The organism is Streptomyces ipomoeae 91-03, from assembly GCF_000317595.1.
Taxonomy (GTDB): Bacteria; Actinomycetota; Actinomycetes; order Streptomycetales; family Streptomycetaceae; genus Streptomyces; species Streptomyces ipomoeae.
The window spans coordinates 39,478-63,679 of record NZ_AEJC01000406.1 but is presented as its reverse complement, the minus strand read 5'-3'; the positions used below and the strand labels follow the sequence as shown (position 1 = coordinate 63,679).

Genomic DNA, 24,202 nt, shown 5'->3' with positions numbered 1-24,202 from the left:
GCGGCGGGCTCCACCTCTTTGTTGCGGAAGGTGAGCGGCCGCCCCCATACAGGCTAGGGGCGGACACTCCGTTCACTTTTCAGGAGCCTGCCGCAAGCCACTGCGGTGGGCTCCACCTTTTGGATGTGAGCGGCCGCCCCCACAGAACCTAGGGGCGGACGCTCCGTGAATCTTCCCGGAGCTCGTCGCAGGCCCAACTGCGGCGGGCTCCACTTGTCTTCGTACGGTACCGGCGAGGGCCGCCGTCTGCCACCAACCCCGGAGGCCAGGGCTGTCTCGTGCGCCCCTTTCACAACCTGTGCGCCGCCCCCGTGGGCGTGGCCCCCCGCGTGTCCAGCAGGAGCTGGGCCTTCACCGACAGCCCCTGCAGGTCGTACGTCCGATGCTGCTGGAGCAGGATCGTCAGGTCGGCGTCGGCGGTGGCCTCGTAGAGGGAGTCCGCTCGGGGGACGGGACGGTCGAGGACGCTCCAGGTGGGGACGTGGGGGTCGTGGTAGCTGACGTGGGCGCCCAGTTCGAGGAGACGTACGGCGATCTCGTGGGCGGGGGTGCCCTGTTGGTCGGCGACATCGGGCTTGTAGGTGACGCCGAGGAGGAGGACGCGGGCCCCTCGGGCGGACTTGCCGTGCTCGTTGAGGAGGGCGGCGGCGCGCTGGACGACGTACTGGGGCATGCGGCTGTTGACCCGTTGGGCCAGTTCGACCATGCGCAGCGAGCGGGGCGAGTGGCCGGTCAGGTCCTGGGGGAGGGCGTGGCCGCCGACACCGGGGCCCGGGCGGAAGGCCTGGAAGCCGAACGGCTTGGTCTCGGCGCAGCGGATGACGTCCCACAGGTCGACGCCCAGGTCGTGGCAGAGGACGGCCATCTCGTTGACCAGGGCGATGTTGACATGCCGGTAGTTGGTCTCCAGGACCTGCACCGTCTCCGCTTCGCGTGGTCCACGCGCGCGTACCACCTTGTCGGTGAGACGGCCGTAGAAGGCGGCGGCCGACTCGGTGCAGGCGGGGGTGAGGCCGCCGATCACCTTGGGGGTGTTGGCGGGGCCGAAGTCGCGGTTGCCCGGGTCGACGCGGGTGGGGGAGTACGCGAGGTGGAAGTCGCGGCCGGCGCGCAGTCCTGAGCCGTCTTCGAGGAGTGGACGGAGGAAGTCCTCGGTCGTGCCCGGGTGGACGGGGGACTCCAGGATGACGGTGGTGTGCGGGCGCAGGCGGGCGGCCAGGGTGCGGGCGGCTTCCTCGACCAGGGTGAGGTCGGGTGCGCCGTCCGCGCCGCACGGGGTGGGGGCGCAGATGACGGCCGTACGGACGCGGCCGAGTTCGGCGGAGTCGGTGGTGGGCTTGAAACCGCGGGCGAGCATACGGCGCAGTTCGGCGGGGGTGAGGGAGCCGCCCTCGGGGCCGGTGCGGTAGCCGAGCGTGGGGATGCCGACGGCGACGGCGGCCTGGGCCAGCGGCAGGCCCAGTTGGCCGAGTCCGATGACGGCGAGATCTGCGGGCATGGCGTGGGCCGTCCTTCCCAGTAACCGAAGCGGGACAGGCGCGCAAGCCCGGTGGACTGGATGAGCGAGCGCAATGTCAGACTAGGAGTAAATATGACCGATATGCGGGATTGGAGGGCTGTTTTTCTTCGCGCGTCCCGCGGAGTTATCCACAGGCTGGGGGCTGGTGGTGGCCGAAGTCGGGCAAGCCGGTCAGAATTCTGGGCATGGGGGATGTGAGCCGAGTCTTGCCTGACGGGTGAGGCCAGCGCGACAAACAGCGGGAGGCAGCGGTGAGGACAGCGGCACTGGGACCGGCGCAGCGCGCCGAGTCACTGGCGGGTATGGCTGAGCGCGAGCTGGATGTGCTGGTCGTGGGTGGTGGCGTGGTCGGTGCGGGCACGGCCCTGGACGCCGTGACACGCGGCCTGTCCACGGGCCTGGTCGAGGCACGTGACTGGGCGTCGGGCACCTCCAGCCGTTCCAGCAAACTGATCCACGGCGGCCTGCGCTATCTGGAGATGCTCGACTTCGCCCTCGTGCGGGAGGCGTTGAAGGAGCGCGGGCTGCTGCTGGAGCGGCTGGCGCCCCACCTGGTGAAGCCGGTGCCGTTCCTCTACCCGTTGCAGCACCAGGGCTGGGAGCGGTGGTACGCGGGCTCGGGCGTCGCGTTGTACGACGGGATGTCGATGGCGCGCGGGCACGGCCGGGGGCTGCCCCTGCACCGTCATCTGACGCGTCGGCACGCGCTGCGGGTCGCGCCCTGCCTGAAGAAGGACGCGTTGGTCGGGGCGTTGCAGTACTACGACGCCCAGATGGACGACGCGCGTTATGTGGCGACCCTGGTGCGTACGGCGGCGTCGTACGGGGCGAAGGTCGCCAACCGTGCGCGTGTGACGGGTTTCCTGCGGGAGGGTGAGCGGGTTGTCGGTGCCAAGGTGCAGGACGTCGAGGCGGGCGGCGAGTACGAGGTCCGCGCGCGGCAGATAGTGAACGCCACCGGGGTGTGGACCGACGACACCCAGGCGATGGTCGGCGAGCGCGGGCAGTTTCACGTACGGGCCTCCAAAGGCATCCATCTGGTCGTGCCCAAGGACCGGATCCACTCCACGACCGGGCTGATCCTGCGCACCGAGAAGTCCGTGCTGTTCGTGATCCCCTGGGGGCGGCACTGGATCGTCGGCACCACGGACACCGACTGGGACCTGGACAAGGCCCATCCGGCGGCGTCCAGCGCCGACATCGACTATCTGCTGGACCGTGTGAACTCGGTCCTGGCGGTGCCACTGACCAGGGACGACGTGCAAGGGGTGTACGCGGGGCTCCGGCCGTTGCTCGCCGGGGAGTCGGAGGCCACCAGCAAGCTGTCGCGCGAGCACATCGTCGCCCATCCGGTGCCGGGGCTCGTGGTCGTGGCCGGCGGCAAGTACACGACCTACCGGGTCATGGCCAAGGACGCGGTGGACGCGGCGGTTCACGGGCTGGATCAGCGGGTCGCCGAGTGCGTCACCGAGGACGTACCGCTGCTCGGGGCGGAGGGGTATCGGGCGCTGTGGAACGCGCGGGCGCGGATCGCGGCGGGCACCGGGCTCCATGTGGTGCGCGTGGAGCATCTGCTGAACCGGTACGGGTCCGCCACCGAGGAGGTGCTCGACCTCATCGCCGCCGACCCCTCGATGGGGGAGCCCCTGCAGGCCGCCGACGACTATCTGCGGGCCGAAGTGGTGTACGCGGCGTCGCACGAGGGGGCACGGCACCTCGACGATGTGCTGACTCGGCGTACGCGGATCTCGATCGAGACGTTCGACCGGGGGACGCGCAGTGCGAGGGAGGCCGCGGAACTGATGGCACCCGTGCTCGGGTGGGACAAGGGCCAGATCGAGCGTGAAGTCCAGCATTACGAGAAGAGGGTGGAGGCCGAACGGGAGTCGCAGCGGCAGCCGGACGATCTGACGGCCGACGCGGCGCGGTTGGGGGCGCCGGACATCGTGCCGTTGTAGGTCGGGGCGTTTTACGAGGTGCGGGGGCAGAACTCGGCTGTGAGCAGGGCGGGTTCGAGGGCGGGGTCTGCCAGCGTGTCCGTGTTCACGCGGAAGGTGAGGACGCGACGGCCGTCGACGGTGGCTGCGGTGCGCACGTAGCTGCCGGATATGCGGCCTCCGTGGCCCCACACCGTGGTGTGGCACGGGAGTCGTACGGGGTGGAGGCCCATGCCGTACATGCCGTGTGCGGTGCGGGTGTTGAGCATCTCGCGCAGTTGGGCGGGCGGGAGCAGGGTGCCGTGTAGGAGAGCCGCGTAGAAGCGGTTCAGGTCGGTGAGTGTGGTGACCAGCTCACCCGCCGCGCCGGCCACGCGGGGGTCGAGGTCGGTGACGTCGGAGCCGTCGGCGGAGTAGGCGCGACCGTGCGGGTCCGGCAGGGAGGTGCGGGCGCCCGGGAAGGAGGTGCCCGTCAGATGGAGGGGCGTGATGACGCGGCGCTCGGCCTCGGTGGCGTACGAGTGGCCGGTGACCTGCTGGATGACGAGTCCCAGCAGCACATAGTTGGTGTTCGAGTAGGCGAAGCGGCCGGGGGTGGTCGGAGGGAGGGTGAGCGCGATGCGTAGGGCCTGACGCGGGGTAACGGGGATGGTGCCCTTGGTGACCTTGGTGTAGTCGGCGATGCCGCTGGTGTGGGTGAGCAGGGCGCGCAGGGTGACGGTGCGGCCGTCGATGGCGGTGCCGTGCGCTCGGACCAGGCCGGGGAGGTGATCCTCCACGGAGTCCGACAGGGACAGGCGATGCTCGGCGGCCAGTTGCAGGACGACCGTGGCGATGAAGGTTTTCGTGATGCTGCCGGCCCGGAAGTGGTCGGCGAGATGGATGGGCCGGGGGGCCGAGCCGGGGTCGGCTCCGGCGTTCCCTTCCCGGGCGGGGCTGTCGGGTGCCTCGGCGTGGGCGAAGTGAGTTGTGGAGTCGCCGGTGATGAGCAGGGCGGCGGCGGGGGCGTGGCCTTGGCCGACCAGGAGGGGGAGGAAGGCGTCCGGACGTGGGGTGGTGTGAGCCTGGGAGGCGGTGGGGGCCAGGACCAGGAGGGACACGGAGACGGCCACGGTCAGGCGTGCCCTGAGGGTTCGGGGTGGTGGCATCTCGGGTCCTTCCTTGTCGCGGCACATCATGCGGCATGCGGCCAGGGGGGATTTGGGTGGGGTCCTCCGGAGTGGTGTGGCTTGTTGAGGGGGGCCTGGGCGTGGGGCGGTTGGCGGGTGGGTGACAATGGAGGCTCTGTCAGGGCGGGTTGTATGAGGGGACGCATGTCGGAGGCGGAGCGGGCTGGGGAATCCCGTCAGGACACGGACGCACGTCTCCTCGCCGGGCGGTACCGGCTGGGAGGGGTGCTCGGTCGCGGCGGCATGGGCACGGTGTGGCGGGCCAAGGACGAGACGCTGGGCCGTACGGTCGCCATCAAGGAGCTGCGGTTCCCGTCCAGCATCGACGAGGACGAGAAGCGGCGGCTGATCACGCGTACGTTGCGGGAGGCCAAGGCGATCGCCCGCATCCGCAACAACGCCGCGGTGACGGTCTTCGACGTCGTTCACGAGGACGACCGGCCCTGGATCGTCATGGAGCTCGTCGAGGGCAAGTCGCTCGCCGAGGTCATCCGTGAGGACGGGGTGCTCGAACCGAAGCGGGCCGCCGAGGTGGGGCTCGCGATCCTCGACGTGCTGCGTGCCGCGCACCGAGAGGGCATCCTGCACCGCGATGTGAAGCCGTCGAACGTGCTGATCGACAAGCACGACGGTCGGGTCGTCCTCACGGACTTCGGTATCGCACAGGTCGAGGGAGACCCCTCCATCACCTCGACCGGCATGCTCGTGGGCGCGCCCTCCTACATCTCGCCGGAGCGGGCGCGCGGGCACAAGCCCGGTCCCGCGGCCGACCTGTGGTCGCTCGGCGGGCTGCTCTACGCGGCGGTCGAGGGCGTGCCGCCGTACGACAAAGGGTCGGCCATAGCGACGCTGACCGCGGTGATGACCGAGCCGGTGCCGGAGCCGAAGCGCGCCGGGCCGCTGAAGGACGTCATCTTCGGGCTGCTCACCAAGGACCCCGAGCGGCGGCTCGACGACGCCGGTGCGCGGGCCATGCTCAACTCGGTGATCCACGCGCCCGACCCGAAGGCGGCCCAGCCGCTGGACGCGACGCAGCTCGTGCCGTTGCCGACGCTTCCGGGGGAGCCTTCGGATTCGAAGAAGGATGCCTCGGGCGGGGCCGGGGGCGGCGCGGCCAAGCGGGGCGAGAAGGGCGGCGAGCGACCGCGGGCGCCGCGGTGGTCCATGCGGAAGGGCGGCTCCGGGGATGCGGCCGGCGCCGGTGCTGGGGCGGCTGCCGCCGCCGCGCCCGCTGGTACCGCGCGGGGTACGTCCGGTGGGGCCGGTGCCGCCAAGGGGGTTACCTCTACGGCTTCGGCTGCTGCTGCGGGTTCTACGGCTGCCGTGGGTTCGAGCGCGGTTTCGGCCAGGTCCGCGTCCGTGGGGGCTTCGTCGCGTGCGGGTGCCGTGAGCGGCCCGGCGGCCGAGAAGGCCGGAACCGCCTCGGGGCAGGGCTCGGGCACCTCGGTGGGTGCGACGGCCGGGGCCGGGGTGCGTGGTGACGTCGGTGGGGGCAACTCCACTTCGGCTGGGCGGACTGCGGGGTGGCCCGAGATGCCGCCGCCGGATCTGCCGCCGCGGCCCGTGCCCAGGGCGCCGATCACCGATGTGGTGTCGCGGCGGACCTTGACGGTCATCGCGGTGGCGGTCGTGCTGGCCGTCCTCGGGACCGTGCTGGCGCTCACCTACGGCGGCGACGACGGTGCCTCGGACAACAGCCAGGGCAGTGACACCAAGGCGGCTGCCTCCAGCGGGGTGAAGTCCGGGAGCGGCGGCGAGGCCGACAAGGACGAGGACGAGACCGAGAACTCCGCTCCCAGCCCGGACGGTCAGACGACGCAGGAGGCCAGTGCGTCCGCCGGTACGGCGAGTGGTTCGCCGGACACCGGGTCGGGTGCGTCGAGCGGGTCGGGGAGCGGTGACGGATCCGGGGAGTCGGGGGTCACGGCCTCCGAGACGTACAAGAGCAGTCAGGGGTTCTCGATCGGGCTGCCCGAGGGGTGGAAGTACCAGTCGACGAGTGCTGCGGGTGCCCGGTTCGCCGGGCCCGACGGGCAGAAGCTGCTCATCGGGTGGACGACCACGCCGAAGGACGACCCGGTCGCGGACTGGGAGAACCAAGAGCAGTACATGACACGCTCGAAGTACAAGCGGCTCCGAATAGAGGCGGTGGACTACCGGGGCTGGAACACGGCCGACTGGGAGTTCACCTATGTCGAGAGCGGCACGAAGTACCGGTCGATCGACCGGGGGTTCGTGGTGAACCCCCGGCAGGGGTACGCGTTGATGTACACCGCCAAGGCGTCCGAGTGGAGCGGTGACTTGCGCAAGGACACCTGGCGGACGTTCACCACGACGTTCAAGCCCAAGTCGTAGGCGGCCGAAGGGCGCGGGGCGTAGGCCACGGTCGGTGCGTGCGGTGGTATGCGCCTGTGCGACGGCATGCGCCCGTGCGGCGGTCCGAGCGCCCGGGACGGCTTGCGGTCGGGGGTCGGCGGACGGCCGTTGTGCGCCGGTGCCCATGTCGTTATGGACATGTGAGAGTCCGTGCCGCGACTCGGGGCGCTCTGCAAGGGCGTGAGGGGGCGCGAGGCGGTGTGAGCTCCCTCTATGTGAGTTCGGCGTGGAGAGTTGTGCCCGGAGGGTGAGTTCGGGGGCGGGTGTTCCGGGGAAGATCGAGGGCGTTCGAGCGCTTTCGAGGCGGGTGGAATGTCGCATCCCCTCAATGAGAGTTGCCTCCGGCACGTATCGTGAATGGCTGCGGACCGTATGCATCCAGAGCGGAACGGGACGCAAGGCGAACGGAATTGACCAACCAGGGGGCCGGGGGAGGGCATCGTGGACGAATACGCGGGACGAGTACTCGCGGATCGCTATCGCCTGCCGCTGCCGCCGTCCGACGAGTACGAACTCGCCGACACCCGGGCCTTCGACACCTACAGCGGACAGGAAGTCCTGATACGGCAGGTGCCGCTGCCCGAGGTCGTCGAGGCGGAAGTGCTCGGCGCGGACGGGCTGCCCGAGGGGTATGTGGCACGGGACGGCGGGGCGCGCCGGGGCGCGGCGCGGACCACGCGCCGGCCGACCGACCCGGCCGTACTGCGGGCCGTCGAGGCCGCGCAGGCCGCCGCGCAGATCCCCGACCATCCCCGGCTCGACCAGGTCTTCGATGTGTTCACCGAGGGCGGGTCGCTGTGGATAGTGAGCGAGTTGGTGCCCGCGCGGACGCTGGAGACGCTGCTCGAGGAGCAGCCGCTGTCCCCGTATCGGGCCGCCGAGGTCGCCTCCGACGTGCTCACCGCGCTGTGGGCGCTGCACGCGCATGGGTGGGTGCACCGGAACATCACCGTTCGTACGGTGCTGGTCTGCGACGACGGCCGGGTGATGCTCACCGGGCTGGCGGTCGGGGCCGCGGAAGAGGCGTTGTGTGGGTATGACCCGGTGCCGGTACGGGAGCGGGACTTCGAGGGGAGTCCGGGGCAGCCGGGGAATCCGGGCGCGCAGGGCGGTGGCCCTGGAGTGTCTCAGGACGCCGTGGGGCCTCGGGGCGGCTCGGGGGCGCCCGGCGGTGGCTCGGGAGCGCCCGGGGGTGTCGTGGGGCGTGGGGCATCGGCTGCCGGTGGTGTCTCGGCCGGGGGTGCTCTGGCGGGCGGCGCTCTGTCGGGTGGTGCCGGGGGCGGTGCGTTCGGCGGTGGCCGTGGTGGCAGGCCCGGGGTGGGCGGTGAAGTCGAGGATCCCGAGGCCGCGCGGCGGGCCGCCATAGAGGCGCGGGCCGGTAGTGCGGCGCCGGTCGCGGACGCGTCCGGGGGGCAGCGGGCGCTGGACGCCGGGGACGATGTCCGGGCGGCGCGGGCGGGTGCGATCGCGGCCTATCGGGCCGGAGCCCGGGCCGCGGCTCGTGTGGACGTCGGCCAAGGGAGTGGCCCCGGCACGGCGTTGCCCGAGCAGCGGCCGGCGCCCGGGGCGGATCGGGACGGTACGGCACCGTCGGCTCCCGGGCGGGCCGGGGAGCCGACCTCCGGGACGGGGGCCGGTCCCGTGCCGCCCGGCCGGATCGCCGACCCGTACGGCGTCCGCACCAACGGCGGTGCCACGAACACCTGGCATGGCGCGCTGCCGCGCGGCGGGACGGTGGCGCCCGGCGGGAACGGGCAGGGGAACCAAGGGATCTCGGGGAACCCGGCTCTTCCTCCCACCGATGACTCCGGTTCCGGCATCGGTGCCCACACTGACAACGGCCCCCAGGGCCTCACCGGCACGGGTGGCTACAGCACACGGAACGGCGGCTCGCTCGGGGACGGCGCCCAGGGCGGCGGTGCGGCGGGTACGAACAGCGGCGGCCCCTACAGCGTCCGGGCGCTCGGCAGCTCGAACTCGCCGTACGGCGGTGGCCCGTACGGCGGCGTGCGCGGCGCCGGTGGTCGGGCCGACGTCACCTTCACGCTCGACGACGAGCACGCGAACAGCACGTACGACACCCAAGGCGCACAGACGCCTCCGGCGCATGACACCCAGGGCGGACAGACACCCCCCGCGTACGGCCCCCACACCACGCAGGCGGCCCCGGCGCGCGACGTCCACGGCGCACAGGCGACCCCGGCACACGGCACCGCCGTGACTCCGCCGGGCGGCACGCACCTCACCCCCGCGCACGGGCACGCAGTCACGCCCACGCCACCGCACGGGCACATAGTCACGCCCACGCCACCGCACGGTACGCACACCACCCCCTGGGACCGTGTCGTCCCCGCGGGTGCTCCTCCGCGTGGTCCTGCCACCGCGCTGGCCGCTGAGCGGGCGCGGCAGGCGCGGATGGCGTTGGTGGGGCCGGTGACGGAGCGGTGGGCGCCGGAGCAGGCCGGGCCGGTGCATGAGAACTGGCAGTTGGCGGCGCCGATCGGGCCCGCGACGGATCTGTGGGCTCTCGGGGCGTTGCTGTTCCGCGCGGTGCAGGGGCATGCGCCGTACCCGGAGGAGAACACCGCCGAGCTGGTGGAACTGGTCTGCTCGGAGCCGCCCGCGTTCGCGGAGGAGTGCGGGCCGCTGCGGCCGGTCGTGGAGTCGTTGCTGCGCCAGGATCCCACCGAACGGCTGGACTTCGAGGAGCTGCGCGGCTGGCTGCGCTCCCTCGTGCGGTCGGCGCCGGAGCCCGAGGCCGGTGCGCATGTCGTCGCGGCACCGCCCGTGAACGCGAGCCGACTGCCGATCGTACGGCGCCGGGGCGAACTCGTCCGCAGGCGTCGCGCAGGGCTGCCCGCGACCAGCGCGCACGCCCGCCACAGGCGCGCCCGGCCGGAGAAGCCCCCGCGGCCCCGCAGCCTGGGCCGGAACCTGCTCCTGCTGGTCCTGCTCGCGCTGGCCGCGGCGGTCACGTACGCCATGGTGTTCATGCCGAAGGCCGAACCGAGCAGCGACGGCGGCGACACGGGCACCCGTACGGACACCGCCGCGCGGCCGAGTTCCGCGCCGGAGGCGAGCAGTGAGCCCCGGCCCGACCAGAACGCCGGTACGCCCGACGGAGGCGAGGGCGAGGCGAGCCCGTCGGAGTCGTCCGGGTCGACCGAGACCCAGACCGGCAACCCCGATGTCGCCCAGGGGTTCACCCTGCGCAAGGACCCCGCGGGCTTCGAGGTCGCCGTCGCCAACGGGTGGGACCGCAGCCCCAAGAACGGGCGCGGTCAGATCGCCTACTCCCAGGGTCAGTTCGAGCTGATCCTCGTACCCGGGCGGGACAGCACGCAGACGTACGGCAGCGATCCGCTGAAGTACCAGCGGGAGGACGAGCGCGAGCTGCAGCCGTTCCGTGACTCCACCTGGGCCACGTCCGGCGGGATGCGGTTGATCGAGGTCGGCGGAGTGACCATGGCCGAGGGGCAGTTCACCTGGCAGGACTCCGAGGGGCGCGGCGTCTTCGTACGGAATCTCGCGATACTCGTCGACGGGCGTTACCACGTGGTGCAGTTGCGCGGGCCGGAGGCCGAGCGGGACGAGGTGACGCGGTTGTACGAGCAGGCGTCGAAGACGTATCGGGTGACCGGCTGAGCGTCGCCGCGCCGCCGCGAAACCTCGCGAAAGGCCTCGGAGAAGCCTTGCGAAAGCCGCGTAGAAGCCTCACGAGAGCCCCAAGGAAGCCCTGCGGAAGCCCCACGGGAGCGAGGGCGGGAGCGAGGGCGGGAGCGACAGCCGTCACAGTGATGTCTTTGTGCGGTCGTGCCGGTTTCCCGAGGTGAGGGCCGCTCCTTAATCTGACCCTGTCAAGAACATTGCGGGGCAACGTGAATCAGATGCAGGGTCTGCTCCTCGCGGACCGCTACCGGCTCGTCGACATCATCGGCAGCGGTGGCATGGGCAGGGTGTGGCGTGCGCACGACGTGGTGCTGCACCGGGCGGTCGCGGTCAAGGAGTTGACGGCGGCACTCTACGTCTCGGAGAACGAGCAGACCGTACTGCTGAGGCGTACCCGGGCGGAGGCTCGTGCGGCGGCGCGGATCAACCACTCGGCGGTCGTCACCGTGCACGACGTGCTGGAGCACGACAACCGGCCGTGGATCGTCATGGAGTTGGTCGAGGGCGTCTCGCTGGCCGACGCGGTCAGGGAGCGGGGGCGTGTCGAGCCGCGGGAGGCGGCGCGGATCGGGATGTGGGTGCTGCGCGCGCTGCGGGCCGCCCACCGGGCCGGCGTACTGCACCGCGATGTGAAGCCGGGGAACGTGCTGCTCGCCGAGGACGGCCGGGTCATGCTGACCGACTTCGGCATCGCCCAGGTCGAGGGCGACACGACCATCACGCGGACCGGGGAGATAGTCGGGTCCGTCGACTACATAGCCCCCGAGCGGGTGCGCGGGCAGGAGCCCGGGCCCGCGTCCGACCTGTGGTCGCTGGGGGCCACGCTGTACACGGCGGTCGAGGGGAAGTCGCCGTTCCGGCGCACCACACCGCTCACCACCATGCAGGCCGTGGTGGACGAGGAGGCCGCCGAGCCGGTGGCCGCGGGGCCGTTGGGGCCCGTCATCACCGCGTTGCTGTGCAAGGACCCCGCCGTTCGGCCCGGAGCCGAGGAGGCCGAGCAGATGCTCGCCGAGGCGGCGGAGGGACGCCGACCCCGGCAGGCGGAGGCGTACGTGCCGACGGGGCGGCAGGCGGGGGGTTCGGGGCCGGGGCCGGATGGGGCCGCGCGGGGATGGGACGGGGCCACGGACGGGCGGGGCGTACGGGGTGCGCCGGGCGCGGATGTCCGGGAGGCGCGGGGTGAGGGCAGGGGCGTACGAGGGTCGCGGGGTGAGGGCGTACGGGATGTGTCGGGGGCGGAGGCGCGTGGGGCGGGCGCGTACGAGTCCGGGCACCACGCCTCGGTCGTGAGCCCCGGCGTGCCCGGAGCCCACACGGTTCCTGTCGAGCACGGGACGCCGGCCGGCTCGGCGGGGCCGGTGGTCATGGCTCACCGGCCCGCCACCGCTGCTCCCCGGCGGCGCGGGAGTGTTCGTACGGTGGCGCTCGTCGTGCTGGTGGCGGCGCTCGTCGGGGGTGGGGCCGCCGCCGCGTTGTACTACGTGGACGAGGTGCGGGCGGGGAGCAGTTCCGTCTCGACCGGTGCGGAGCGAACCGCCGGTACGGCCGACGCGACGGGTGACTCGGGGGCGGACGGCGGAGAGCAACCGGTGACCGACGGCGTGCCCGACGGGTGGGTACGGGTCGAGGACCCGGAGGGTTTCAGCCTCGCTCTGCCCAAGGGGTGGAAGCGGCAGGTCGAGGGGGCGCAGATCGACTACACGCCCGACAACGGGGAGCACTTCGTGCGGGTGGCCGTGGACGAGTCGCCGGACTTCGACAGCCCGTACCACCACCAGGTCGATCTGGAGGAGCAGGTGCGGGACCGGCTGGCCGGGTACCAGCGGGTGAGCCTGGAGGAGAACATCTACCGGGACCGCCCCGGGGCGCTGTGGGACTTCACCTGGACCGCGCTGGCCAAGGACACCGAGTTCCCGGGGCCGCGCCGGGCCATCGAGCAGACGTATCTGGCCCGGGACGGTGTCGAGTACACGATCTACATGTCCTCGCCGGTCGAGGACTGGGAGACCGCGCGGGAACAGTTCGAGACGGTGCTTCGCAGCTGGCGGCCACCGCAGAACTGACGGCGAGGGCGCCTGCTCTGCGCCCGCCGGGCGTGACGCCCAGCGAACGAAGGCCCGGCCGCCTCGCGTCCCCGCCCGTTGGCGGGGGAGTGCCGGCTTGGTGCCGTCGGCGGGGGAGTGTCGGCTTCATGGCGCTGCGGGGGAGCCTCGGCTTTGTGCTGCCGGCGGGGAGCATCGCCTTCGTGTCGCTGGCGGAGAGTGTCGGCTTCGTGCCGCTGGTGGGGGCGTGTCGCCTTCGTGTCGCCGGCAGGGGAACCTCGCCTTCGTACCGTCGGCAGGGAGCGTCGCCTCGGTGCCGCCGGTGGTGTGCCCCACGGCGCCGTCACCTGCGTGGCCGACTCACGTCGCCGCCCGTCGGGGCCCGCGCGCGGTGTGTGCACGGCGGTTGCCGGACGTGCGTACGTCGCTTGTCGGCCAGGCCGGGGCCGCGGCACCGGAGGGTTTGGGTCCGGTGCGGCATGATGGGGCGCATGGGGACCGAGGGGGAAAACGTCCGTGTCATAGCGGGCCGTTACCGGCTGGAGGCCAGGATCGGCCGCGGCGGTATGGGCATCGTGTGGCGTGCCACCGACGAGCTCCTCGGCCGGCAGGTGGCGGTCAAGGAACTGGCCCTCGACGACTCCCTCCCGGAGGAGCGGTCCCGGCAGCGGCGCGAACGCACCCTGCGGGAGGCGCGGGCGGTCGCCCGGCTCAGTCACCCGCACATCATCGTCGTGCACGACGTCGTCGAGCAGGACGAACGCCCTTACATCGTCATGGAGTTGATCGACGGCGGTTCGCTCGCGGAGCGGATCGCGACCCATGGCCCGGTCGACGCGCGCGAGGCGGCCCGGATCGGCCTCGATCTGCTCGGCGCGCTGCGGCGGGCCCATGACGCCGGGGTGCTGCACCGCGACCTCAAGCCCGCGAACGTCCTGCTGGAGGCCGGCACCGACCGGGTCGTCCTCACCGACTTCGGCATCGCCCAGGTCGCGGGCGCGACCACGCTCACCGAGAGCGGGTCCTTCGTCGGCTCCCCCGAGTACACCGCGCCCGAACGGATGTCCGGGGTTCGGACCGGGCCGGAGTCCGACCTGTGGTCGCTGGGCGCGCTGCTGTGCGCCGTGCTGAGCGGGGAGTCGCCGTTCCGGCGCGACTCGCTGGGCGGAGTCCTGCACGCGGTCGTCTTCGACGAGATCCGCCCACCGGCCCAGGCCGCGCCGCTGCTCCCCGTCGTACGCGGGCTGCTGGAACGCGATCCGGACCGTCGGCTCGACGCGGCGGAGGCGGAGCGGATGCTGCGGGCGTTCCGGGAGACCGGCCGGACACCGAGGGCGGCGCACGAGCCGAGGACACCGAGAACGCCGAGGCTGTCGCGGGCACCGAGCGGGTACACGCCCACCCGGTGGGATGCGCCGCACGAGCGGGCCGAGCCCGGGGCCCAGGACGCGCCGTCGGCCGGTGGGCGGGCGCAGGAGCCGCCCGCGTCCGACTCGGCGGCGGCCCTTCGAGAGCAGCCCGCGCAGGGGCGGCAGCCGCAGTCCACCCGGAGTGTGCTGGTCGCCGCCGCGCTGGTCGCCGCGATGGCCGGGGCCGGGGTCTCGGCGGCGGCACTGCTCATGCGGGACGGTGGCGACGGAGGTGGATCGCCGTCGACTTCGGCGCCTCGTACGCCGGGTACGGCGACCGCTTCGGACACGGCGACCGCTTCGGGCCCGTCCGGCGCGGCCAATACGGCTGGTACTTCCGGTACATCGGACAGGTCGGGTGCTGCAGGTACGTCGGCCGGTGGCACCCCCACCCGTACGCCTTCACGTGCCGCGACCGCCCCCACCGTGCCCTCGGGGTATCGACTCGCCGAGGACGAGCGGGGGTTCAGCCTCGCCGTGCCGGAGGGATTCACACGCGAGCCGCAGGGGGAGCGGGTCTTCTACATGGCGCCGGGGAAGGAGATCCGGATCGGGATCAAACTCGGCGCCCCGGAGGAGGGCGGGCCGCTTACGGTGATGCAGCGCGCGCACGAGAAGGGGCCCTCCACCAACCCCGGCTATCGGTACGGGCGGGTCGCCGAGACCACGCACGACGGATGGAACGCCGCGCTCTGGGAGTTCACCTGGGACGGCTTCAGCGCGGCGGAGGGGCCCAGACACACGTACGACCTGTGCTGGGAGCAGGACGGGCGGCTGTACGACGTGTGGGTCTCGGCGCCGGTCGGGAAGGTGAGCGAGGCGAGGGAGTACTTCGACGTGGCGGTGGACACGTTCGTACGTGGCTGAGGCGGACGCGCTCGTACGTGGCTGAAGCCGGCCATCGGGCGCCGTGGGGCAGGGCCTTCGCACATGACCGATAGGGAGATAAGCGATGTCCCGCGTCACGGGTCTGTGACCGGAAAGCGACCGGGGTGGAAGCGGGCGGGGTTGCCGCGATACAGATAAGCGTATGAGCAGCAACGGGGGAGCCCCTTACGGATCGGGCTACGGACCTGACGAGCCGACGAGTTTCGGACTGCAACCGCCACAGCCGGCTGTGCCGTACCCGGGGAACCCGTATGCGCAGCCCGCACCGGTGGCTCAGCGACCGGTACCGTCGCCGCAGCCTCCGCAGGACCCCGGTACCGGACGTCTGATCGCGGGACGCTACCGGCTGCTCGCCAAGCTCGGGCATGGCGGCATGGGCACGGTGTGGCGGGCGAAGGACGAGACGGTGGACCGTGAGGTCGCCGTCAAGGAGCCCCGCGTACCGGACCATCTTCCCGAGCGCGAACGGGCCAACGCCTTCGAGCGGATGCGTCGTGAGGCGCGCGCGGCGGCCAGACTCGATCATCCGGCGGTCGTGAATGTCCACGATGTGGCAGTGGTGGACGGCCAGCCGTGGATCGTGATGGAACTGGTGCAGGGGCGTTCACTGGGCGCGGCGCTCCAGGAGGGCACCCTCGGGGTGCGGGACGCGGCGAGAATCGGCCTCGAAGTGCTCGGTGCCCTGGAGGCCGCGCACGCGGCGGGCATCCTGCACCGTGACGTCAAGCCCGACAACGTCCTCCTCGGCCGCCACGACCGGGTCGTCCTCACCGACTTCGGCATCGCCCAGATCGAGGGCGAGACCAACCTGACGGACACCGGCGGCTTCGTCGGATCGCCCGAGTACATCGCTCCCGAGCGGGTGCTGGGCCAGCGCCCCGGCCCGGCGTCCGACCTCTGGTCGCTCGGCGTCGTCCTCTACGCGGCCACCGAGGGGGTCTCGCCGTTCCGGCGCAGCAACACCCCCGCGACCCTGCAGTCCGTGCTCAACGCCACGCCCGCGGTACCCGCCTCGGCCAAGGGGCCGCTGGCCGAGGCCATCAACGGCCTGCTGCAGAAGGACCCCGCGGGCCGTCCGACCGCCGCCCGCGTGCGCGACCTGCTGGAACAGGCCGCCAACCCGCCGGCACCGGCGCCCACCCAGGTGGTCCTCGGCATGGACGGGTTCGGTCCCGGGCAGGGGCAGGCACCCGGCGGCAAGGGCGGTGGCATACAGATACGCCTCGGCCGCAAGACCCTGGCCGGGCTCGGCGCGGCGGTCGTCGCGGCGGCGGTGACGGCGTACCTGGTGATCGCGAAGCCGTTCGCGGGGCCGCTGCCGGAGGGGTGGAAGCAGCGGGACGCCGGCAAGAAGATCGGTGCGAGCGTCGGTGTGCCCGGCGGCTTCGTGAAACGCCCGTACGAGCCGGACGAGACGGACGGGACCATCGTGAGGTTCGCCGACCCGAGCGGCGCGTTCTGGATCACCGTGGACCGGGACATCAAGAAGGACGACAAGGACGGGGAGATCCCGAACACCGCGCTGGACATGGCGTACTCCGACTGGGCCGTGCTCAAGGACGGTGAGTACAGCTGGGACATCTCCGCCGAGCCCGCGCCCAAGGGGGAGCCCCACGAGGCCAAGTACAAGGAACGCAAGGCCGCCGAGAACACCATCTTCTACTCGACGACGGACAGTCAGAACCCGGTCCGGCGTGAGGCCCGACTCCTCTACTACCGGGCGGGCAACGGCGACGTGTACCGGCTCTGGGTCGACTATCCGGCCAAGGGGCACTTCACCGAACAGGGCCGCGAGATCGCCGACACGGCGTTCGCGACTCTGGAGATCCACAACATGTAGGCCCTGGGGCGTCTCGGCGATCCGTATCCCTCGGTGCCTCAGGAGAGGCTGACCGCCAGGTCGTTGGTGACGGTGAAGAAGAAGCGGGCCTCCGGCGCCTCCGGGGTCTGTGGGGATGCGTCGGCTGCCGTGTCGAGCGCGACCGCCGGGTACTTGTCCGTGTCCTTGCGGTCCACGATGTCGCCGAACAGGCGTCCGAGGCGGATGGGTTCGGCGGCTGCGGTGGGGCGCAGGAACAGGTCCCAGACGGTCTTGTCGGGCCCGGCGGGCTCCGGGAGGGAAGTCAGCCGGGCCTGGAACGTACGTTCGTCGAGCCCGCCGGCGGTCGTGACCGGCGCCTCGAAGCCGGCCACGTCCTCACCCCGCGCGACGCCCACCAGGGCCGCCCCGTCGCCGAGTTCGGCCCCGTACAGGACGCCCTCCACGGCCATCGCGCCCTCGCCGACCGGCAGCGCGGTGACCTCGGCGTGGGTGGTGCGGTGGAAGGTCCGCAGGGCGAGGTAGCCGTCCTTGGTGGCGTACGGGATCCACCACGCCACCGGGCTGCTGCCGTCGGCCCCCCTCACCTCCGGCCCCGTGCCCTCGGCCTTCGCGATCTCCGCCGCCGCGCTCAACAGCCCCCGCTGCTCGACCAGTCCGGCCCGCAGCCGGCGTCGCGTGCCGTCCGCGGCCCGTTCGACGTGGAGGTCCCAGCGGCCCTCGGCGAGGGTCAGGTCGGCGCGGCTCAGCGTGGTGGTCCAGGGGCTCTTCGGGTCGTCCGCCGACTCCCGCTCCAGCGGCACGCGGAACTCGTCGTCACCGTGCCGCCGACGCAGTACGAGCACGACGCCCCGCCCGGCCGCGCCGGGCACACCGGAAGCGCCGACCGAGATCCGTACGCCCCCCGCCGCATCGACCCGGCAGTCGGCCTTCGGACGCAACGGCCGGGGCTTGGCGCCCTGAGCAGGGGCCCCGCCCGAAGCCGCGGCGGCATCGACCGGCGTCGGCTGAACCGGTCCGGCGGCGCCACGGGGCTTGGAGCGGGTCGCCCCATCGGCACTCGCCGACACCGATGCCCCCGCATCCCCCGCCCCCCGAGGCCACAGCGCCCCCAGCCCCCGCCGTACCCGCCGCGTCAGCCGCACCGCAGCCGGCGTACGGGCCTCCCGCAGTTCCGCGATCAGCTGTTCGTACTCGGCGGCGATCGCGCGCGGCGCGTACCGCTGGACCGTCGCGCGGGCGGCGGTGCCGAGGCGGCGGCGCAGGTCCGTGTCGTCGATGAGGCGGAGCAGTCCCGCGGCGAGGGCGTCCGGGTCGCCCGGCGGGACGAGAAGGCCGTCGGAGCCGTCGGTGATGATCTCGCCGGGGCCGTGGGGGCAGTCGGTGGCGACCACGGGGACGCCGGCGTGCATGGCCTCCAGGATGGTCATGCCGAAGGACTCCCACTCGGAGCTGACGGCGGCGACGGAGGCCTTGGCCCACTCGGTCTCCAGGGTGGCGTGCGGGCCCATGAGGAAGACGTGGTCGTTGAGGCCGAGCCTGTCGATGGCGGTGCGGAGAGCCGCACGCTCGGGACCCTGGCCGTAGATCCGCAGCCGCCACTCGGGGCGCTCGGTCGCGACCTTGGCGAACGCCTCGATCAGCAGGTCGTACCGCTTGACCGGGAACAGCCGCCCGGCGGCGACCACCAGCGAGGCCCGCAGGTCGGAGGGCTCGGCCTTGGGGCGGGGCGCGGCGTTGGCGATGTTCGTGATCCGGGTGCGCAGCCCGGGCAGTCGGCGGCGGTGGTCGGCGGCGTCCCGTGCGGAGACGGTGACGAAGGCGTCCAGGCGGCCGATCGCCTCGTTCTGCGCCGCGCGCACCCCGGGCACATGGTTGTCGTACGACAGGTGCTCCTGCCCGATGAGCAGCGGGCGGCGGCGGGACGGGCCGGAGACGCCGACCGAGCCGTGCCCGGCGAGGAAGACGACCAGCGCCGGGCGGGTCGCGATGACGACGTCGGCGTCGGTGGTGTCGAGGAAGGCGCGCAGGCGTTCGTCGACGAGCGCGGTGTAGCGGTGGGCGAGGACCTCGGTGGGCGGGACGACGGCGGACGGGCGGGACATCAGCTCATGGCCGCCGTCGTACGACGCCGAGTCGGTGCGTTCGTCGACGAGCGGGACCAGACGTACCTTGCCGCTCACCCCGAGCAGGGGCCGCTCGGCCGTGCGGAACATCGAGACGATCTCGACCTCGTGGCGGGCCGCCAGCGTCCCGGCGAGGTTCAGGGTCGAGCGGACGGTGCCGCCGATGGCGTACGCGTTGTGGAGCAGGAAGGTGATCTTCATCGGTCCTATGACGTCCTCTCGGTGATCCACGACAGCACCCGGTCGGCCACGTCCGACTCGTCCAACAGTGCCCCGCCGTGCGAGGAACCGGCCACCGTCTCCACCATGACCCCATTGGCGGGCATGTTGTGGTCGACCTCCTCGGCCGCTTCGAGGTCGAGCGAGTGCTGGACCGGTACGAAGTCGCCCTTGGAGTGGATCAGGTACATGGGGGCGTCGTCCGCATCGGAGGCGCGGCTCTTGGCGGACATGTCCCGCCAGGTGTCCCAGCAGCCGGGGTGGGCGGAGGTGCCGGTGTCCGCCGGGTCCGGGTAGCAGCGGGCGAGGATCGAGGCGTTGTCGCGGAGCTTGCGCTGCCTGTCGGTCGCGGTGGCGGCGTTGCCGTCCTGCCAGGCGCGGTACGGGGAGGCCACGGGCGACAGCGCGACCACGCCGTCGACGCGGTAGGAGCCGGAGCCGTATGTCGCCACGGCGGTCGCGATCTGGCCGCCGGAGGAGGAGCCGAAGAGGATCAGCCTGTCGGGGTCGAGGTCGAAGTCGGCGGCGTGGTCCTCGATCCAGTCCAGCGCGGACAGGGCGTCGGTGCGCTGGGCGGGCCAGGGGGCGTCGAAATTCAGCCGGTAGTCGACGGCGAAGACGGCGTACCCGGCGTCCGCGAAGCGACGGGACCAGGTGGCCCAGCCGGTGTCCTCGTACCAGTGGCCGCCGTGCAGGATCACGATGCCCGGCTGCTCCCCGCCCTGCTCCTCACCAGCGGGGTTCCAGTAGGCGTCGAGGGTCTGCCGGGGGTGCGAGCCGTAGGAGTGCGCGGCCTCGTGGCGGCCGTCGGCCTCGCTGCCGCGCGCGTCGACGACGAGGAGGGTCCCGACGGTGGCGGCGCAAAGAATGAGACAACCCCAGAGCCGACGCACGGCTACCTGCCCTTCCAGAGGACTCGAGAAGACCTGACGGCAGGCGACCGGTGTCCCCGGGCACGGGATTCGACCGAGACGTCCGCGGCCGGGGGGATTGCCCACACGCCCTGCCGCAGCCGGGGGAGCGCTCACGCGGCCTGCTGTGCGTGAGCAATCCGGACTATAGGCGGCCGGCTCGAACGACCGCCAACCGCGAGGCCTCCGACGTCACGCAACGCTCCGTCACCGTTTCCTGGACGGCGGTCACCGCCACCCGCGTCGAGGACTGGGGCACGCGCCGGGCCCGCTACATCGAGCAGGGTTCCGTCGACACCTATGTGTCGCTCGGCTCCGGGAACTGGCGGCACACCAGGTCCACCACCGTCCACGACGACAGGACCGGCCGGGTCCTGCGCGTCGACGACGACGGCGAGGTCGGCGTCGCCGACAACGAGTGCACCCGCACCGAGTACGCCGACAACGCGAGCCTGCGCCTGTACGTGTACGTGTCGCGGGTGGAGAAGGTCGGCGTCGACTGCTCCGCCACCCCGAACCGCAAGACCCAGGTCATCTCCGACGAGCTGACCTACTACGACGGTTCGACCACCCTGGGCGCGGCCCCCACCGAGGGCGACGCGACCATGACCAAGCGGCTGTCCGCGGGGCCGTCACCGTTTCCCGCGGCTTGGCCCTACCATGCCGTGACGAGTGCATGATCGGCGCGAAGGGCGAGCGAGCGTGGGCATCGAACACCTGGACGTGCGGGCGCATGCGAGACAGCGGTGGGCGGCCCGGTTCGCGCTCGGCCTCGCGGCGCTGGCCGTACTCCTGCCGCTCGGCTACGCGAGGGGGGCGAGCCTCTTCCTGGTCGCGGGACTCCTCCTCGGTGTCGGCCTCACCGCCGCCTCGCTGTGGTGGGTGCTGACCCGCCGGGGCGCTCCCCGGATCGCGGCGGGCGTGCTGGCCGTGGCCGCGCCGCTCACCATCATCTGGTGGTTCGCCGTCGTCAACCTGCTGTGGGTCGTGGTCGTCTCGCTCGGGCTGTGGGGCGTGGCGGTCTGGCTGGGGAAGTTCGCCCTCAGCAGCACCAAGTCCCATCAGGTGCAGATCACGGAGCACCGCGTGCCCCCGCCCGAACGCCCCTTCCTGATCATGAACCCCAAGTCCGGCGGCGGAAAGGTCGAGCGCTTCCGGCTGAAGGAGAAGGCCGAGCGACTCGGCGCGACGGTCCACCTCCTCGACCCCACCCACCACGAGGACGTCGCCGTACTGGCCCGGGACGCCGTCCGAAACGGCGCCGACCTGCTCGGCGTGGCCGGCGGTGACGGCACCCAGGCCCAGGTCGCGGCCATCGCGGCGGCATACGACGTCCCCCTCCTCGTCATCTCCGCCGGCACTCGCAACCACTTCGCCATGGACCTCGGCCTCGACCGCGGCAACCCCGCCGCCTGCCTCGACGCCCTCACCGACAAGGGCGTCGAACTCCACGTCGACCTCGGGTACGCCAGCGGCCACCCCTTCGTCAACAACGCCTCCTTCGGCGCCTACGCCGCCGTCGTGCAGAGCCCCGCGTACCGCGACGACAAGGTCGGCACGACCCTCCAGTTGCTGCCCGACCTGCTCACGCACCAGCGCGGCCCGAGACTCACCGCCCGCATCGGCGACGCCGTCATCGACGCGCCCCAGGCCGTGCTCGTCAGCAACAACGTCTACCGCAGCGACGACCTCGTCGGCCTCGGCCGCCGCGAGCGCCTTGACGCCGGGGTGCTCGGCGTCGTCGGTGTCCGCGTCGACAGCGCCGCCGAGGCCGCCGGGCTGGTCCTCGGCCCGAACGCCCCCGGCCTCAGCCTCCTCGTCGCCGACGAGATCGTCGTCGAGGCCGACCGCCCCGAGATAGAGGTCGGCGTCGACGGCGAGGCCCTGGTCCTGCCCACCCCCGTCCACTGCCGTATCGCCCAGAAGGCGCTGCGCGTACGCGTCCCCCGCGACCGCCCCGGTGTCCCCGAGCCCAAACCGCCGCTCGACTGGCGCCGCCTGCGCAAACTCGCCGCCGCCGTCGGCCGTACCGCCCTGCCGAAGCACCGCGAACGGTACGGCTGGATCAAGGAGTTGTGGGACCGCCGGCGCTAGCCGGGCCGCCGGCCCACGTGCGCGTGGGGCGCCGGGGTCGGTCGCGGTGCCGGTTCTCCGGTGTGCGCGGGCCGCCCGCGTCGAGCGCTCGGGGCGGTACGTCGACAAGGTCCGGCCGCGCGCGGTACTGATGTTGGCATGAGCGACGACGGCGAACATCCGCACGACGCACCTCAATACGGCGACTCGGTGCCCCGAGCCGACGACCGCCCGGACGAGCCCTCGGACGACTCGCCGGACGAGCCGCTGGACCAGCCCCTGGACGGCCGTCTGATCGGTGGTCGCTACCGCCTCACCGAGCGCATCGGCTCCGGCGGCATGGGCACCGTATGGAAGGCCGTCGACGAGCTGGTCGAGCGTGAAGTCGCCGTCAAACAGCCCCGGTTGCCGGGCGACCCGGACGACCCGGCGGACGAGCACCGGCAGCGGGCCGCCCACCGGCTCTACCGCGAGGCCCGCGCCGCCGCCCGCGTCGACCACCCGTCCGCCGTCACCATCCACGACGTCGTCATCGAGGACGGCCTCCCCTGGATCGTCATGGAGTGGGTCCGCGGCGAATCCCTCCACGAACTGCTCCGCCGAGGCGCGCTCACCGCCACCGAGACCGCCCGCATCGGCCTCGCCGTGGTCGGCGCGCTGCACTCCGCGCACCGTGTCGGCATAGTGCACCGCGACGTCAAGCCCGCGAACGTCCTGCTCGGACCGCACGGCCGCGTCGTCCTCACCGACTTCGGCATCGCCCATGTCCAGGGCGAGGAAGCCCTCACCGCGAGCGGGGAGTTCGTCGGCTCCATCGAGTTCATCGCCCCCGAACGCATGTCCGGCCGCACCGCCGGCCCACCCTCCGACCTGTGGTCCCTCGGCGTCCTCCTCTACGCCGCCGTCGAGGGCTGGTCCCCGTTCCGCCGTACGACCCTGGAGTCCACCCTCGCCGCGATCCTCTCCACCGAGCCCCCGGAACCCGAACACGCGGGCCCCCTCGCCCCGCTGATCCTCCGCCTCCTGGCCAAGGACCCGGCTGCCCGCCCCGAGGCCGACGAGGTGACGACGGCACTGGAGGCGGTGGCGGCCGGGAAGGCCTCCGGCCCAGGCAAGCGGCTGGGGGAGGACGCGGGGACGCTACGCCTCGGCAGGACGGCACCCCCCGAACCGCAGGAGACGGCGTCCGCCGAACCGCCGACTTCCGCTGGGCCGGCGGCCTCCTCCGAACCGCCGACTTCCGCTGGGCCGGCGGCCTCCTCCGAACCGCCGACTCCCTCCGACCCATCGGCCTCCTCCGACACCCCGCTCCCCGCCGAAAAACCGGCCCCCACCCGCGGTGTCGGCCGCCTCCTGGTCATCGCGGCGGCCACCGGTGCCGTCCTCGCCGGCGGCGGGGTCTGGCTCGGCACGTCGCTCGCGGGGAACGACGCCGAGTCGGTGTTCGACGCGGAGGTCCCCTCGAAGGACATGGACGACCTCGTCGGCCCCAGCGCCACCCCTGGTGACAGTTCCGGCGCCGACCCGAGCCCCACGGCCGGCACCCGCTGGATACCTCACGAGGAAAAGCAGCTGAACGCCGTCCTCTCCCTCCCCGGCGCCTACGAACGCGGACGCGCCGAGGGCGGCAAGGACGGCCGCCCCCGCACGGTGACGTACGACGGCGAGAAGGTCATCCACGTACGGCTCACCCAGTGGGACAAGGCGCCCACCTCGCCCATGAAGCAGGCCAAGGACTCCACGGACATCGTGTCGGGCGACGTGAAGTCGACGGCCCAGTACACGAGCACCAGCTTCCACGACCAGGAGGCGGTACTCGCCGACACCACCCACTACCTGGACGGCACCCCCACCCGCGTCATGGAGCTGATCGTCCGTACCGACGACAGCCGGATGTACGAGCTGCGCGTGGACATGCCGAAGGGAACGCCGGACGAGAAGAAGGGCACGGCGGTGTTCAAGGGAGCGCGTGACCGCCTGAAGATCCTCGCGATGTGACGAAGTCGAGTTCGCGGCCGAACCTCAGACGCCCAACGCGCTGA

13 protein-coding genes are annotated in these 24,202 nt (G+C 72.4%); 9 read left to right on the top strand and 4 right to left on the bottom strand.

Annotated features, from left to right (window positions below):
- Positions 1-289: 289 nt before the first annotated feature.
- Positions 290-1,498: a nucleotide sugar dehydrogenase gene (locus STRIP9103_RS26975; protein ID WP_009323971.1), complete on the bottom strand. Its 1,209-nt coding sequence runs from the start codon at positions 1,496-1,498 to the stop codon at positions 290-292.
- 272 nt (positions 1,499-1,770) lie between these two features.
- Between STRIP9103_RS26975 and STRIP9103_RS26970 the strand changes: the two genes are divergently transcribed.
- Positions 1,771-3,477, top strand: a complete 1,707-nt coding sequence (locus STRIP9103_RS26970) for a glycerol-3-phosphate dehydrogenase/oxidase (protein WP_009323918.1) — start codon at positions 1,771-1,773, stop codon at positions 3,475-3,477.
- An 11-nt stretch (positions 3,478-3,488) separates the two neighbouring features.
- Here STRIP9103_RS26970 and STRIP9103_RS26965 read toward each other — a convergent pair whose 3' ends face one another.
- Positions 3,489-4,604: a serine hydrolase domain-containing protein gene (locus STRIP9103_RS26965; RefSeq protein WP_009323954.1), complete on the bottom strand. Its 1,116-nt coding sequence runs from the start codon at positions 4,602-4,604 to the stop codon at positions 3,489-3,491.
- Between the two features lie 165 nt (positions 4,605-4,769).
- Here STRIP9103_RS26965 and STRIP9103_RS26960 point away from each other — a divergent pair, with 165 nt between their 5' ends.
- The 5 genes from STRIP9103_RS26960 to STRIP9103_RS26940 all read left to right on the top strand — a co-directional run bounded on the left by STRIP9103_RS26960 (position 4,770) and on the right by STRIP9103_RS26940 (position 16,852).
- Positions 4,770-6,980: a serine/threonine-protein kinase gene (locus STRIP9103_RS26960; RefSeq protein WP_009323943.1), complete on the top strand. Its 2,211-nt coding sequence runs from the start codon at positions 4,770-4,772 to the stop codon at positions 6,978-6,980.
- Between the two features lie 462 nt (positions 6,981-7,442).
- Positions 7,443-10,646: a protein kinase gene (locus STRIP9103_RS26955; RefSeq protein WP_009323899.1), complete on the top strand. Its 3,204-nt coding sequence runs from the start codon at positions 7,443-7,445 to the stop codon at positions 10,644-10,646.
- Positions 10,647-10,888: 242 nt separating this feature from the next.
- Positions 10,889-12,736, top strand: a complete 1,848-nt coding sequence (locus STRIP9103_RS26950; RefSeq protein WP_009323923.1) for a serine/threonine-protein kinase — start codon at positions 10,889-10,891, stop codon at positions 12,734-12,736.
- 470 nt (positions 12,737-13,206) lie between these two features.
- Positions 13,207-14,991 (top strand): serine/threonine-protein kinase, encoded by a 1,785-nt coding sequence (locus STRIP9103_RS26945; RefSeq protein ID WP_009323969.1) that lies wholly within the window; start codon positions 13,207-13,209, stop codon positions 14,989-14,991.
- 163 nt (positions 14,992-15,154) lie between these two features.
- Positions 15,155-16,852 carry a serine/threonine-protein kinase gene (locus tag STRIP9103_RS26940; RefSeq protein ID WP_048821044.1) on the top strand — a complete coding sequence of 566 codons (1,698 nt, stop codon included), beginning with the start codon at positions 15,155-15,157 and terminating at the stop codon, positions 16,850-16,852.
- 38 nt (positions 16,853-16,890) lie between these two features.
- Here the strand turns inward: STRIP9103_RS26940 and STRIP9103_RS26935 are convergent, their stop codons facing one another.
- Together STRIP9103_RS26935 and STRIP9103_RS26930 are read right to left on the bottom strand one after the other, a co-directional pair.
- Entirely contained in the window at positions 16,891-19,188 is a 2,298-nt protein-coding gene (locus STRIP9103_RS26935) for a glycosyltransferase family 4 protein (RefSeq protein WP_158696913.1), read from the bottom strand.
- Complete coding sequence (locus STRIP9103_RS26930) at positions 19,164-20,069, bottom strand: alpha/beta fold hydrolase (RefSeq protein WP_009323961.1); 906 nt, start codon at positions 20,067-20,069, stop codon at positions 19,164-19,166. The genes STRIP9103_RS26935 and STRIP9103_RS26930 overlap by 25 nt, the downstream gene beginning before the upstream one ends.
- 149 nt (positions 20,070-20,218) lie before the next feature.
- Between STRIP9103_RS26930 and STRIP9103_RS26925 the strand changes: the two genes are divergently transcribed.
- The 3 genes from STRIP9103_RS26925 to STRIP9103_RS26915 all read left to right on the top strand — a co-directional run bounded on the left by STRIP9103_RS26925 (position 20,219) and on the right by STRIP9103_RS26915 (position 24,158).
- Entirely contained in the window at positions 20,219-20,767 is a 549-nt protein-coding gene (locus tag STRIP9103_RS26925; RefSeq protein WP_009323965.1) for a hypothetical protein, read from the top strand.
- Positions 20,768-20,789: 22 nt separating this feature from the next.
- Positions 20,790-22,181: a diacylglycerol/lipid kinase family protein gene (locus STRIP9103_RS26920; RefSeq protein ID WP_009323911.1), complete on the top strand. Its 1,392-nt coding sequence runs from the start codon at positions 20,790-20,792 to the stop codon at positions 22,179-22,181.
- Positions 22,182-22,319: 138 nt separating this feature from the next.
- Positions 22,320-24,158 (top strand): serine/threonine-protein kinase, encoded by a 1,839-nt coding sequence (locus tag STRIP9103_RS26915; RefSeq protein WP_009323936.1) that lies wholly within the window; start codon positions 22,320-22,322, stop codon positions 24,156-24,158.
- Positions 24,159-24,202 lie beyond the last annotated feature (44 nt).